This is a genomic window from Arsukibacterium sp., from assembly GCF_036735525.1.
Classification (GTDB): Bacteria; Pseudomonadota; Gammaproteobacteria; order Enterobacterales; family Alteromonadaceae; genus Alishewanella.
This window is the reverse complement of the sequence record NZ_DAINOE010000027.1, coordinates 1-13,259: the sequence shown is the minus strand read 5'-3', so window position 1 is coordinate 13,259 and position 13,259 is coordinate 1. Positions and strand designations below refer to the sequence as shown.

The following is a 13,259-nucleotide window of genomic DNA, read 5'->3' as shown; positions in this document are numbered from 1 at the left end:
CCTTTATTGGCTTTAAAGTCAGCAACTATGATGCCATTCTCAGTCAACTGCCATTACGACTGGCGGTACGCATCATGACTGAACAGCGGCCTTTATACCTGGAAGCGGTAAAAAAAGGCTGTGCTGATGGTCGTTGTGCCACTGAAATTCTTAACGAAAAAGACAGCTTTACCACGGCATCACAACAGTACACCGGGATCAAAGCCGTGTTTGCTCAACGCATGCAAAAATTGGCCGAGGCCAGTGGTTTTGAGTTGTTTGTGCCGGTAGCCTTCAATGCTTCGCAGGTTCAGCAACTGTGTCAGCATATTAATCAAACCCGCTTAATGCAGTTGTCAGCGACGGTATCCTAGACAGAGATAGCTAGCTGTATCATAATATTAGCAATTAAGTCAGTAGGTAGGGTCAAGATGAATAACTACGATAAGGCATTTCTGGTCAGTGGTCGCAATACCATCATCCATAAAAATAAGAAGCTGGATTTAATCCTGGTAAATGATGATGAAGATCCACCAGTCGTAGTAACCCGTCATGGCGTTAAATTATTTTTAGAAGCCGTTCCGGCCAGTCGGGTTGAAGCAAAAGAGCGGTATATGGAAATCGTTGATATTTCCAGCACAGATGTGTTTGGCGAAGTGAAAACCCTGTTGTTCATTCAGGCACTGAATAATAAAGAGTACAAGATAGATTACAGCAAAAAAGGCACAGATATGTTCATTCGGGTACACCAGGACAACTATATTTAAATTAATCCCTGCCTTTACGCCCTGAACCCGCTTCAGGGCTTGCCTTTTCTGCATTTTTTTGCTTCATTACAGGTAGTATTTACTTATATCCTGTAGTTTAGGTTAATTATGCAATTTACTGAGCACGACAACAGTATAAAAATAACAGTGCCGGTGTCACTTTCCAGCCTTTCTGCCGAGCTAATTCAGCAGCAGTTACAACAAAACGGCTTTGGCCGTTGTTTTCTGCTGACCGATCAAATTACCAATTTGTTGGTGGAATACCAGCAACTACAGTTAAAAATTAAAGAAAAAGTGTTACAGGAAAATGCCAAAGAACTAAATTACCGTGTGGCAGAGAAGCGCCCGGCTGAAATTCATTTTGATATCAGTGAAGATCAAATGGCGGCTTTCGCCATCATTACTTCAGCCTGGGGTGGGCCACCCATCTCGGCTAATATGCTGGTAAAGGCGGCACAACAGGCCGGTATTGTATTTGGCTTTAGTAAAGAGCAAATTATCAGATTGGTCTCCCATGCGGCTAAAGCTGAACCTGGTAGCAAAACCAAGTTAATGATTGCCCGGGGCCGTGAATTGAAGCAAGGCGATAACTCACACTTTGAAGCCCTTTTGCCGGAAATGGAAAGCCGACGCAATCGTCCTCGGGTTGATTCAGAAGAAAAAGCAGATTTACGTGATTTTGGCGTTATTCCATCTATCAACGCGGGTGAAGCATTAATGCGGCGCCATGCACCTACTGCAGGCATTGATGGTATGACAGTGACCGGTACGCTGATGCCGGCGACGCCGGGCTTAACCATTGCCTGGCAGCCGGGCGAGGGTACTGATGTGTCGGCAAATGATCCTGACTTATTATTGGCTACCCGTGATGGTTTACCGCGGGTAATTGAAGCCGGTGCCACTGTGGACGAAGTGTTTAACGTCAAAAATGTGGATTTAACCAGTGGTCATATTATGTTTCGCGGCTCAGTCATTATCAGCGGAGATGTCACCGAAGGCATGAAAGTGATTGCCGGTGGTAATGTGTTTGTAAAAGGCATCATGGAAGGCTCATTAATCGAAGCCGGTGGCGACATCACTATTACCGGCTCGGTGATTGGTCATCAAGTGGCGCAAGTGGAAGAAAACACTCAGTACAGTACTGAGTTAAAAGCGGTAGGCGATATTCAATGTAATACCGCTCAGTACACTAAGCTCAGTTGTGGCGGTAACTTATATGTCAATAAGCAACTGTTGCACTGTTCGGTCGAAGCCTGCAGGGTATTTGCCGGGCCTGAAGATAAGCCCAATGGTAAACTGGTGGGAGGATATTACTATCTGGATGAAGGTATAATCTGTGGTCAGCTTGGTTCGCCATCCAGTAGTGCTGTTAAAGTTAGCCTTAACCGTATATTGGATCCCATTGTAGCCAAACAAGATGTACTGCGGCTTAGTATTCAGGCGGAAAAGCAGCAAATGGATGAAATTAAACTGAAAATTGAACAGCTAAAAAAAATCCATGCTACTGCGCCCAGCGCTAATACCGAAATGCAGTTATTGCAGCTTGGTGCAGAATTTGATGAGCATCGTGAATTAGCCATGGCGTTAATGGCCGACATTAAAGAATTAGAGCAGCAGCGGCAGGAAAAGCTCAGCGGCTTGCTTATTCAGGTAAAAGAGCAGCTGTTTTCGGCGGTGGAGATGCAGTTTGGCAAGGAGTCGACCCGCAGTCGTCGTGAATATGGCCCGAGCAAAGTATTAGTCGTTGATGGCCGCCCGGCCATAGAGCCGCTGTAAGCTGCATAACAGTTAATAAGGTATAGATCAGATAAACAGCCAATTGCTTGCGGCGCAGCCGGGTGCATGCTGCGCTGCATACCGCTATGCTATAGCAAAATGTTAGCGTTAATGTGAGTGTTTGCCGTGATCCGAAACCTAGTGTTGTGCTGCTGTATATTAGTGCTGATGTTGCCCTTATCAGCAAGGGCAGACTGCAATATGGCCTTTCGGTATGGTTTGTTAATCGGCCCTGAGCATATACGTTTTTTACAAAACACCCGTACCTATGTGCAAATTAATGCCAATGAACAGCTGTTTATCGAGGGTGAATGGGTAGAGCTTGATGATACTGATACTGAACTTTTAAGACAATTCAGTGAAGATATCCGCAAAGTCGTCCCCGAAATTGTTAGTTTGGCCGTGGACGGCGTTGAAGTCGGTTTATCCAGTATTGAAACTATGTTAGCCGGTGTAGGCAGTAAGTCGCAGCAAGCGGAATGGCGCGCATTAATTCGTGAAACGACCTTTCAGTTTATGTCGCGTTTTGTGCGTACCGGTGACCATTTTTATTTAGCGCCACAAAGTCTGAATGAGCTTGATAACTTTTTAAATGGCGAGCTTAAGCCGCAATTGACTAATCTGGCACGGCATACTGTGGGCGCAGTGTGGGGTGCACTACGAGATGCCTTGCGCCAGTCGGATCATAATTTTGAGCGCAGTGATAATCAGGATTTACAGTCAGTCGCCGAATTGATGGATAAAATTACCTTTGGTTTGGATGAAAAAATGATTGAACTTGAAGCCAAATCAGCACTGTTTTGCCAACGGATGCGTGAGCTGGATCAATTAGAAACCCAGCTGCAGGCCAGAGTGCCACTGTTACAGTTGTACGATGTGGTCACCGAAAAAAATTAAACCACCCCGTACTCATCCCCCTGCATTTGCGGCATAGCGTTATCCACTTCATCGCTGATCGCATCCAGGGTTTTTTCTGCTTCGTTTAATGAGCTGACTTCGGCAATATGAAACAGCGCCTCACCTTCGTTGACTAAAGGCAAGTTATTACGGCCAATCACCACGCCCGAAAAACTGGCGGTAACAGCCACTTCAAAATCTGAGTAGGGCGAGTAAATATGTGCCAGCGTATCACCCGCCTGTACTGTTTGCCCCAGGCCGACATAGTATCGGGCAATTCCATCATGCTCTGCGCGTACCCAGCTGCTTTTTTTCGAAAATAACGAGTCGGTTTTGGCGACCTTTTTGCGCTCAGGTAACATACCCAGTTCATGCAACACGTTGCTGATGCCGCGTACGCCAATTTTAATCGCCTGCTCATCAAAGCGCAGCGCTTCACCGGCTTCATATAACAATAACGGGATCCCCAGATTATTAGCGGTACCGCGCATAGTGCCATCCCGGCTGGCAGCTTTAATGATGATGGGAGCGTTAAAGCTTTCGGCCATTTGCAGCGCGGTTTTATCTTTGGCACTGGCTCTCACCTGAGGCAGGTTGGCGCGGTGAATAGCACCGGTATGTAAATCAATGGCATGGGTGCATTTTTTTAGGATTTGCTCGGTAAACTGAAATGCCATACGACTGCCCAGCGAGCCTTTTTCGCTGCCTGGAAAACTGCGGTTTAAATCGCGGCGATCGGGTAAATACCGGGACTGCTGCACAAAGCCATAGGTATTAACGATAGGCACCACAATAAGGGTGCCTTTTAAGCGGTTAAGCCGTGGCAGCTTTAGCAGGCGGCGGCATATTTCTACGCCATTTATTTCATCACCATGCAAGGCTGCAGTAATCAGTAATACCGGACCATGCTGGCGGCCATGCACCACGTGTGCACCAATGTTAAGCTCAGTATGGGTGTAAAGTTTGCCAAAGGGGATATCGACTATGGTCCGGCTGCCGGGCGCTATCTGATGGCTGCCCAGCATAAATGGCTGGCGTTTAGTAGGCATTAGCCGGTCCCTTTGGTATTGGCTTTACGCCGGGTTTTATGGCTGTGCACTTTTTTCTCCAGATAGCGGATGATAATGCCAGCCACATCTTTTTCGGTGGAGGTTTCAATGCCCTCCAACCCCGGTGAGCTGTTTACTTCCATGACGACAGGCCCATGATTAGAGCGCAGTAAATCAACACCGGCGACACTTAAACCCATGGTTTTAGCCGCATGTATTGCTGTACTGCGCTCATCCGGCGTTAGCCGCACCAGGCTGGCCGAGCCGCCACGGTGTAAATTTGAGCGAAACTCACCGGCTTTGGCCTGGCGTTTCATGGCTGCTACCACTTTATCGCCCACTACAAAACAGCGTATATCGGCGCCATTGGCTTCTTTAATGTATTCTTGTACTAAGATATGTGCATTTAGACCCATAAAGGCTTCAATGACGCTTTCTGCGGCGGTACGGGTTTCGGCCAGAACCACGCCTATGCCCTGGGTACCTTCAAGCAGTTTAATCACCAGTGGCGCGCCACCGACCATTTCAATTAAATCGGGAATATCACCGGGTTTATCGGCAAAACCGGTGATCGGCAGGCCTATTCCCTGGCGTGCCAATAGCTGCATAGAACGCAATTTATCCCGTGCCCGGCCGATGGCTACCGACTCGTTTAACGAATAGACGCCCATCATTTCAAACTGGCGCAGTACGGCCGTGCCATAAAAGGTAATGGAGGCACCAATGCGTGGAATCACGGCATCAAAGCCATCCAGCACTTCACCTTTATAGTGAATAGAGGAATTAGTGCGATTAATATTCATGTAACACATTAAGGGATCTATTACCCTTATTTCGTGGCCTGCAGCCTCTGCTGCTGCCACCAGCCGCTTTGTCGAATATAACTCGGCATTGCGCGATAATATCGCAATTTTCATTCAGTCTCCGTGGCGCTCTACGCCAGTAAAAATAAGGTGCCCAGGCCAAGAAAGGCAAAAAAGCCAATGACATCCGTTACCGTGGTTAAAATAACGGAACCCGATAGCGCCGGGTCAATATTCAGTTTTTCCAGCCAAATAGGAATAAAGACGCCGGATATGGCGGCAACAACAATATTGATCACAATGGCCAGACCAATAACCCCACCAATAATCCAGTCACCAAACCAAAAATAAGTTGTGACGGCGATCACCAGCGCCCACAGTACGCCATTAATGGCGCCCACGCCCAGCTCTTTGCGTAGCAAGGTCATATAGGTTTGCGGGGTAATTTGCTCCAGCGCTAAGCCGCGGATCATCAAGGTCAGCGTTTGACTGCCGGCGATACCACCCATGCTGGCGACAATGGGCATGAGTACCGCCAGTGCCACTACTTGTTGTAGTGTGGCTTCAAACAGCCCTATGGTCCAGGCGGCTAAAAAGGCGGTTAACAGGTTAATACCCAGCCACAGCGCCCGGCGTTTGGCACTGTCAAACACCGGTGCGAATAAATCTTCTTCTTCATCTAAACCGGCGGTGTGCATAAACTGGCTTTCCAGACTACGCCGCACGTTTTCCAGTGCTTCACCGATAGATAAACGCCCCAGCAATTTATCGTCTGCAGCCACCACCGCCAGCGCAGTATAGCCGGAGCGCGAGACCATTTCAGAGCCCTGATCCAGCTCCATATCACCTCGTACCACAGGCGCATCATCATCAATAAATTGCTCAACCGGTAAGTGGCTGGGTTGCCCCAGTAAGCTGGTGGCATGCACTAAGCCCGCGTAGCGGCCGGTTCGGTCAATAACAAAGAGCGCGTCCTGATATTCGGCATCATCGGCCAGTTTACGGAACAGCCTGACGGCATCGCGTACTTTGGCGTTTTTATTAATAATTAAAACGTCGTGATCGGCATAACGACCACACTGATCATCATCATAAGTCAGCGCGGTTTCCAGCCAGGCGCGCTGGCTGGCATCCAGTCTGGAGCAGGCATAGTGGTAGATGCGCTGCGGCATTTCATCCAGCAACTCAATTAAATCATCGACTTCCATGCCCTCGACCAGCGCATGAAGTTGCTCTTCATCCAGTTGCTTAAAAATGTTGTCACGGGCATCGACCCGCATATAGGTTAGTGCAGCAACCTGATCGTCCAGATGCAAGCCAAGCCAGGTGCTGACCCGTTGCTCCAATGGCATTGCTTCAAGCGCAATAGCAATCTCTTCGGGTTCCAGCTGGCTGAGTTTGTCCGTCAGCTGCTCGGCTTCCCGTTGATCGAAGCTATCGCGGACAATGTCTTCAATATCTAAAGGCTGGTTATCTGCCATGACAGGTCCTTATTACCACCAGTTCTTAAATTTAAACCACAGCAGACCGCCCACTCCCAGCACTGCCATCACCAGTAGCGCATAAAAGTAGCCATTTTGGTGCTCCAGCTCAGGTATATTAACAAAGTTCATGCCGTACAAACCGGCGATGAAGGTCAGTGGGATAAAAATAGTACTGACCATGGTCAGCACTTTCATCCGTTCGTTAATTTGATGCGAGGTAGTCGACATATAGCCTTCGACCAAGTCGCTGAGCTGATCGTAGTACAAATCGGTCATGCTGTGCAGCCGTTCAAATTTCTCATAAAAATCGCGCACATCAGGTGCAGTAAAGTGCTGCAGCAAGGTGCTTTTTTCTTCATAAAGTGCATCGGCAAAAATGTCTTTCTGATACGCCAGGTTACGGTTTATTTTACGTAATACCGAACGGTAGCGCATCATCAGCGCCATTTGCTCATCATTGCCGCGCTGCAACATGCTGTCTTCCAGCTCACTGAGTTCGTCTTCAAAATCCAGCAGTTTTTCCAGATAACTGGCCGATACGGTCAGGATCAGTTGCTTTACCCAATCGGTAATATTGACACTGCCCTTAAGCGGTGCTTGCGGCATAAGTTGCTGCAATAGTTGCAGATTATGACACGCTACCCAGCTAATCAGCACTTGTTTAGAGTATAACAAGTTCAGCTGGGCACTGCTGGTATATTCCGAAAAATCAGCATCGGCATAGCCGCGCAAAATCAGCAGGCTAAAATCGGCCTGGGCTTCATGCTTGGGCGGATGGCGTTGGCGGCTAAAATCTTCAGCCAGGGTCGGCGCAATAGCAAAACGCTGCAGTACTTGCTGCAGCTCTTCGCTCGTCGCGTCATTCATATTCAGCCAGACCCGGGCATCGGCACTTAATTGCATCGGCAAGTTAGCCAGCGAGCCTTGCTGCCACTGCTGGGTTTCAGGTTCAAAATACTGAAGTAAAATCATACTCTTTCTTATTTTACGCTGTTATAGCTACAGCATACGCAATAATGGCGCTTAACCGCAAACCTCAGTGCAGATTTTTGACTGGTGCCGTGCTTAGATCTGTATGGCGTTGTTTAAAACCCGCCGTGGCTAAACCACATCCACAGTGCCATATCCACCATCATCAGGTTTTCAGTCAGGGACACAAAGCCAAGCGGCACCTTATTTGCGCCGCCGACACAGGCACATTTGAATTACTTTTTTCTTTTCAGGTAGTTGTCTATGTTCTCGTTTACATTGCCATTTTGTAGCTGGCGATATTGGGCCATTTTCTGCTCTGTTAGCTTGGCTTGATAAATTTTATCTGCCTGTAGATACAATTGTTCTGCATCGTTGTATAGCACTTTAGGCAAGATCCAGTGTTGTAGCGGCAATAAAAATAAACTTAACCAAATAGATAGGTAGTTGTAGCTAGTGTACATTAATACCATGCCTGGTATCGCCAGCACATACAGTAGGCATAATGCGAATATCGCGATATCTTTAAAAATAAGTGATGGTGGTTTTATTGGCTTGTTCAAGAGTTCGGTTCACCCAGCTTAGTTGCTATCACCACAGCCCCTTACGGCGCTTTCATTGAATATTGAGGTTGTTGCTTGTTTACAAAACGATACTTAATTCTAGGTCTACCTTATGAGGAACATTGAAATGTAGTGTTAACTCATATGCCTTTAACGAACATGGAGTATGCATTTCTTTATCTGTGAACCGTTTAAAACTGGAGCGCTTTATCATATCAAGCATGACGTTTTCATCTGCATCTGCCGGTGTTAAGGAGATTAGCTGAATGAAATTAAGCGCCTAAAAGGCGCGCTTTAAATGATATTAGTTATAACTTTGCATATGAGTTCGGCGTTCTGGCGCCTTTGATCACTCTGCCTTTAATTTGCTCTCTGGAAATAAAGCCAATATAACGGGAGTCTGCACTGTTATCTCTGTGATCGCCCAAAATAAAGTATTTACCCTCAGGGGCAGTCACTTCCTGAAAACTGTGTACAGGGCTTTTATTTGGGGTGTAAGTGATCACATACTCGCTACGGCCAAGTTTCTCTGTTACCACTAGTTGGCCTAAGCCATGTTCTGGGGGTACCTCATCAAACAAGGTTTGGGGAATAGGATGTTGCGTTACCTCGGTACCGTTGATGAAAAGCATGTTGTTTTCCATGCGCACCCTATCCCCGGGTATAGCGATGATTCGCTTGGTGGCTATCACATTTTTAGGGATATCAAAATAGATGATCACATCACCGTTTTGCGGCTCACCTGTTTTAATGATAACCGCGTCCATATAAGGCAAGCGGAGATCGTAGGCGGCATGATTGGAAAAGATGACATCACCAATCAAAAATGTCGGGCTCATGGATGGAAACGGAATGCTAAACGCACGAACATAAGCGGAGCTTACCACTATGATAATCACTGTTAATCCGATGGTTTTTAATGCTCTGCTAATATTCATTTGTGGCAAACTCCTTTTCAGTGATCACAGATTAAGTGCGCGTGGTGCGTTATGGAACGCCTGTTGCATAGCTAATCTTTAGTTTATGTATTAAACCAAAGCTGTTCTCAGCCCTGACTTCAGTGCCGTCGAGCTGTCTGCCTATTAACAGCTCGGTGTTTGAAAGCCACTTCAATTCAGGCGCCTGCGAATCAGGATGGCATCTTACCACAAAAATGTTGCCACTATTATTTTTAAGCTCTGTATTCTTTTTTACAATCGAGATCTGTGTACTAAAATCTGTGGTAGCTCCGCAATCTCTTTGAAAAATAACAGCTTTATATCGATTGTCTGGAGAGCCAACTTCGGTATGAATGTAATTACCGCACATACCATCTGCACTTAGATAGAGAAGCAGGGCAAGTAACAGTATTGGCACCCCTGCAATGACTGACATCGTGATTAAGAGATATTTTATAATCGTTTTCATCTAACCCTTTTTAGATAATAAATTCAAATACACCTGTGACAAAACACGCCAACAGCTGTTGAGAAGTAGCCAAAAGAAGCAAGCGCTTTAGCAGCTTAATGCTAAAACCCACCACGCAGCAGTCTGAAGAAAAATTCAATTATAAACAATGAGATAACTGAATAAATTACATTTAATATTATGGCTTTGTATTTTCTAATGGGTAATGTTTTTGATATTTCAGGGTTCCTTAACCTGAGTTCAGCAAGTTTCTTTGAACCACTATCTGTAAGCATAAGATTCATAAATACGGAGTTATCAGGGGCCTGCATTGTCGTACTAACATAACCTTTCAAAATCAGTTCAGAAATAAATTTTCGACAAACAAATTCATCAGAAGCAATCCTTATTGGCAGCGAGCCCGCATCAATATCAAATAAGGTTAACAAATACTCGCGAGAGTTCATTGAAACACTCTTAAATTCTGCCATTTTGCGACGAGTCTAAAGCTGTACCCGAATGTAAATCAAGTATTTATTTTTGTGATGCTTTTTGTCGACAAACAATGTTTTTATCTTCAGCATCGTCAACCCGGCTAAAAAACGCTATATTGGCCCATCAAAAACGATAATCTCAGGGAAATAAGCCATGTACTTGATAATAAAGCATACCCATCTGACCATAATTGCGCTGACGCTGCTGTTTTTTCTGATCAACTTTGCCTTAACGCTGAAGGGATCTGATAAGGTTAATAATAAACTGCTGAAAATTGGCCCGCATATTTTATATACCTTATTTATTATCACCGCTATTTATCTGATGCTGGTAAATCCACTGCAGTTGTATCCGTTCGTTAATGGCTGGGCGTCGTCGAAACTGGCTGGTTTTGTGTTTTATGTGTTATCTGTGGCATTTGCGCTGAAGTGGGCAAAAACAAACATCTGGCGCATTGTTGGCTTTATCAGCGCGCTATTCTGGTTTGTGATGAGTGCCCGGCTGGCCTATGCCCACAGGCTGAAAGTAAAAGGCGCTGGCGATGATGTTAGTGCTTACCTGGAAACGCTGCAGTCAATGTTGGTGGTAGTCAGTTAAAGAAATAACGCCCCGGAAATGCTGGGGCGTTTTGCTGTTAGCGATAACAAACAATAAATGATCTTCTGCCATTACAGCTGTTATTACTCATAAAAAACTATAGATGGCAGTTTTTGCTAAGCCTCTACGCTCTTTTCAGCGATACTTTCTGCGATATAGTCATCTACCAGTTGCTCCAGTACATCCAGTGGCACGGCGCCGCTGCGCAGGATCACATCGTGGAACTGACGGATATCAAAACCCTCGCCCAGCGCTGTTTTGGCTTTATCGCGCAGCTGCAGAATTTTGATCATGCCCACAGTATAAGCCGTCGCCTGACCGGGCATAACAATGTAGCGCTCAATCGCCTTAGTAGCATCGCCTACAGAGTTAGGGGTATTGTCGATAAGATACTGAATCGCCTGCTCGCGGCTCCACTGTTTGGCATGAATGCCGGTATCTACCACTAAGCGGCAAGCGCGCCATAACTCCATGGCCAGCCGGCCGAAGTCGGAGTAGGGATCTTCATAAAAGCCAATTTCTTTGGGCAACTTTTCTGAATATAAACCCCAGCCTTCAATGTAGGCGGTATAGCCGCCAAAGCGGCGGAATTTCGGCATATCTTCCAGCTCTTGTGCTATGGCCAATTGCATATGATGGCCCGGAATGCCCTCGTGGTAGGCCAGCGCTTCCATCTGGTATTTCGGCATATCACTCATGCGGTACAGGTTAGCGTAATAGACACCGAGGCGACTGCCGTCCATCGACGGGCTTTGATAAAACGCCTTACCGGCGGTTTGCTCACGAAACGGCTCTACTGCCCGCACCACCATATCGGCTTTGGGTTTAACGATAAACAGCTCATCCAGGCGCTCGCGCATCGCATCAATATAAGCGGTGGCTTGTGCCAGATAATCTGCGCGGCCCTGCTCGGTATCCGGGTAATAAAACTGCGGATCGTCACGCATAAACTCAAAAAACGCCGCCAGATCGCCATCAAACTTCACCTGTTGTTTAATGGCGGCCATTTCGGCGTGAATACGCGCCACTTCATCCAAACCTAACTGGTGAATTTGCGCAGCAGTAAGGTCAGTCGTGGTCATTTGCCTTAGCATCGCCTGATAAAACTTATCACCTTCAGGAAAGCGCCATACGCCGTCATCAGTGCCGGCTTGCTGCTGCAACTGCTGTAAAAACGTGATCAGCCGCCGATAGGCCGGGCCGACGCTGCTCAGCAGGGCCACAGTGGCTTCATCCACCAACAGTTTTTGCTCAACCTCGCTAAGCGATAATGCCGCTACCTTCTTTTTAAAATCAGCTAATAAAGTGCTGTCATCACCAGCGTAAAAAGGGGCACCGCTAATCACGTTTTCGCTTTCGGCAATCACATAATCAAACACAAAATACGGCAGAATAATATTCTGCTCAGCACGCTCAGTCAGCTGCTGCTCCAGCTGAATAAACAGCTGCGGTACCCGGTTTAAACGGCTGATATAGGCTTTAGCATCCGCCTCATCTTTGATACTGTGCTGATTAATCAGCACCGCTGGTACTTGTGAATGAATGCCGCGCATCTGATTTACCGGGTAGCTGTGCAAATGCCAGCGCTCGGCATCCAGTGTCTGTTGTAATTGTTGTTGCAGCAGCTGATAACTCAGCCGTGTATTGGCATCGAGCAGACTGGGGTCGATAAGCTCCAGCAAGCCAAGATGCTGGCGGGTCATCAGTGTCTCATCGGTAAAGGCCTGTGGCGATAAATCCTGCCATTTATCGTAATCATCTTTTAAGCCCAGCCGGGTTTGCAGCAGTGGATTGCGCCATACCCGCTCCATAAAAATTTGTTCAAACAGCTCATTGGCCCGCACCGAATGCTGCTCAGTGGTTAATTGGGTGCCAGTTAGCTCTGGTAACGGCTGGCTGGTTTTCGGGCCACAGCCGCTGATTAAGGCCAGACTTAACGCCAAAGCGGTAAGGGTGCGTGCGGGTAGCTTGTTCATCAAACATCTCCAAAGCGGGGGCTTAACTTGTCTTGATTTGTCTTAAAAGCAGCCCCGGTAAAAAGTTACATAAAATGCGTCAGCAAATCATTTAAAAAACGGCCGCCATGCTCGGTGACCTGCCAATGGCTGTCAGTCACTTGCAGCAAACCTTGTTGCTCGGCCTCAGCTATAGCTGGCGCTATGCTGCTCAGTGGCAAGCCGGTAAAGGCAATAAAGTCGGCTTTAGGGCAGGGCTCCAGCAAGCGAAAGCGGTTCATAAAAAACTCAAAAGGCCGGTCTTCTGGCGCCACCTGCTCGCGGCTATCCATATAGCCACGGCTGATATCCATATAGCCTTTAGGGTGCTTAATTTTTACCGTGCGCAAAATCGTATTACGCGTTGGCAAGGTCAGTTTGCCATGTGCACCGCAGCCAATGCCCAGATAATCGCCATAGCGCCAGTAATTGAGGTTATGTTGGCATTGCTGGCCGCTTTTGGCATAAGCCGATATCTCATATTGCTGATAACCGTGCTG

The 13,259-nt window shown here is 46.9% G+C and carries 13 protein-coding genes and 1 pseudogene; 5 read left to right on the top strand and 9 right to left on the bottom strand.

Annotation, left to right across the window (positions count from 1 at the left end):
- The 4 genes from V7D78_RS07250 to V7D78_RS07235 all read left to right on the top strand — a co-directional run.
- Positions 1 to 353: DUF2982 domain-containing protein (locus V7D78_RS07250; protein ID WP_333607777.1), on the top strand; the 353-nt coding region annotated here is incomplete at its 5' end.
- 57 nt (positions 354 to 410) lie between these two features.
- Positions 411 to 746, top strand: coding sequence for a hypothetical protein (locus tag V7D78_RS07245; protein ID WP_333607776.1), 336 nt, complete (start codon positions 411 to 413; stop codon positions 744 to 746).
- A gap of 108 nt (positions 747 to 854) precedes the next feature.
- Positions 855 to 2,522 carry a DUF342 domain-containing protein gene (locus V7D78_RS07240; RefSeq protein ID WP_333607775.1) on the top strand — a complete coding sequence of 556 codons (1,668 nt, stop codon included), beginning with the start codon at positions 855 to 857 and terminating at the stop codon, positions 2,520 to 2,522.
- A gap of 201 nt (positions 2,523 to 2,723) precedes the next feature.
- Positions 2,724 to 3,419, top strand: coding sequence for a DUF2884 family protein (locus tag V7D78_RS07235; protein ID WP_333607774.1), 696 nt, complete (start codon positions 2,724 to 2,726; stop codon positions 3,417 to 3,419).
- Here V7D78_RS07235 and V7D78_RS07230 read toward each other — a convergent pair.
- The 7 genes from V7D78_RS07230 to V7D78_RS07200 all read right to left on the bottom strand — a co-directional run bounded on the left by V7D78_RS07230 (position 3,416) and on the right by V7D78_RS07200 (position 9,694).
- Positions 3,416 to 4,468, bottom strand: a complete 1,053-nt coding sequence (locus V7D78_RS07230; RefSeq protein ID WP_333607773.1) for a succinylglutamate desuccinylase/aspartoacylase family protein — start codon at positions 4,466 to 4,468, stop codon at positions 3,416 to 3,418. The genes V7D78_RS07235 and V7D78_RS07230 overlap by 4 nt on opposite strands.
- Positions 4,468 to 5,385, bottom strand: a complete 918-nt coding sequence (gene rimK, locus V7D78_RS07225) for a 30S ribosomal protein S6--L-glutamate ligase (protein ID WP_333607772.1) — start codon at positions 5,383 to 5,385, stop codon at positions 4,468 to 4,470. The genes V7D78_RS07230 and rimK overlap by 1 nt, the downstream gene beginning before the upstream one ends.
- Before the next feature lie 17 nt (positions 5,386 to 5,402).
- Positions 5,403 to 6,752, bottom strand: coding sequence for a magnesium transporter (mgtE, locus tag V7D78_RS07220; RefSeq protein WP_333607771.1), 1,350 nt, complete (start codon positions 6,750 to 6,752; stop codon positions 5,403 to 5,405).
- A gap of 12 nt (positions 6,753 to 6,764) precedes the next feature.
- Positions 6,765 to 7,727 carry a magnesium transporter CorA family protein gene (locus tag V7D78_RS07215; protein WP_333607770.1) on the bottom strand — a complete coding sequence of 321 codons (963 nt, stop codon included), beginning with the start codon at positions 7,725 to 7,727 and terminating at the stop codon, positions 6,765 to 6,767.
- A gap of 233 nt (positions 7,728 to 7,960) precedes the next feature.
- Complete coding sequence (locus V7D78_RS07210; protein ID WP_333607769.1) at positions 7,961 to 8,188, bottom strand: hypothetical protein; 228 nt, start codon at positions 8,186 to 8,188, stop codon at positions 7,961 to 7,963.
- A 407-nt stretch (positions 8,189 to 8,595) separates the two neighbouring features.
- Positions 8,596 to 9,225, bottom strand: coding sequence for a signal peptidase I (gene lepB / locus V7D78_RS07205; RefSeq protein WP_333607768.1), 630 nt, complete (start codon positions 9,223 to 9,225; stop codon positions 8,596 to 8,598).
- A gap of 49 nt (positions 9,226 to 9,274) precedes the next feature.
- A complete protein-coding gene (locus V7D78_RS07200) occupies positions 9,275 to 9,694 on the bottom strand; it encodes a DUF5412 family protein (protein WP_333607767.1) in 420 nt (139 codons plus the stop codon).
- A 627-nt stretch (positions 9,695 to 10,321) separates the two neighbouring features.
- Between V7D78_RS07200 and V7D78_RS07195 the strand changes: the two genes are divergently transcribed.
- Positions 10,322 to 10,765 carry a SirB2 family protein gene (locus V7D78_RS07195; RefSeq protein ID WP_333607766.1) on the top strand — a complete coding sequence of 148 codons (444 nt, stop codon included), beginning with the start codon at positions 10,322 to 10,324 and terminating at the stop codon, positions 10,763 to 10,765.
- Between the two features lie 116 nt (positions 10,766 to 10,881).
- Here the strand turns inward: V7D78_RS07195 and V7D78_RS07190 are convergent, their stop codons facing one another.
- The gene (locus V7D78_RS07190) at positions 10,882 to 12,741 is read right to left on the bottom strand and encodes a DUF885 domain-containing protein (protein WP_333607765.1); all 1,860 of its coding nucleotides are present in this window, start codon (positions 12,739 to 12,741) and stop codon (positions 10,882 to 10,884) included.
- 65 nt (positions 12,742 to 12,806) lie between these two features.
- Positions 12,807 to 13,259 (bottom strand): annotated as a pseudogene (locus V7D78_RS07185) (radical SAM family heme chaperone HemW); the annotation flags it as partial.

Bases quoted from the DNA above. Each gene is read 5' to 3' on its own strand.
- rimK (WP_333607772.1), bottom strand. From the start codon at position 5,385: ATGAAAATTGCGATATTATCGCGCAATGCCGAGTTATATTCGACAAAG.
- V7D78_RS07245 (WP_333607776.1), top strand. From the start codon at position 411: ATGAATAACTACGATAAGGCATTTCTGGTCAGTGGTCGCAATACCATC.
- V7D78_RS07240 (WP_333607775.1), top strand. From the start codon at position 855: ATGCAATTTACTGAGCACGACAACAGTATAAAAATAACAGTGCCGGTG.
- V7D78_RS07190 (WP_333607765.1), bottom strand. From the start codon at position 12,741: ATGAACAAGCTACCCGCACGCACCCTTACCGCTTTGGCGTTAAGTCTG.
- V7D78_RS07235 (WP_333607774.1), top strand. From the start codon at position 2,724: ATGGCCTTTCGGTATGGTTTGTTAATCGGCCCTGAGCATATACGTTTT.
- V7D78_RS07215 (WP_333607770.1), bottom strand. From the start codon at position 7,727: ATGATTTTACTTCAGTATTTTGAACCTGAAACCCAGCAGTGGCAGCAA.
- lepB (WP_333607768.1), bottom strand. From the start codon at position 9,225: ATGAATATTAGCAGAGCATTAAAAACCATCGGATTAACAGTGATTATC.
- V7D78_RS07200 (WP_333607767.1), bottom strand. From the start codon at position 9,694: ATGAAAACGATTATAAAATATCTCTTAATCACGATGTCAGTCATTGCA.
- mgtE (WP_333607771.1), bottom strand. From the start codon at position 6,752: ATGGCAGATAACCAGCCTTTAGATATTGAAGACATTGTCCGCGATAGC.
- V7D78_RS07210 (WP_333607769.1), bottom strand. From the start codon at position 8,188: ATGTACACTAGCTACAACTACCTATCTATTTGGTTAAGTTTATTTTTA.
- V7D78_RS07195 (WP_333607766.1), top strand. From the start codon at position 10,322: ATGTACTTGATAATAAAGCATACCCATCTGACCATAATTGCGCTGACG.
- V7D78_RS07230 (WP_333607773.1), bottom strand. From the start codon at position 4,468: ATGCCTACTAAACGCCAGCCATTTATGCTGGGCAGCCATCAGATAGCG.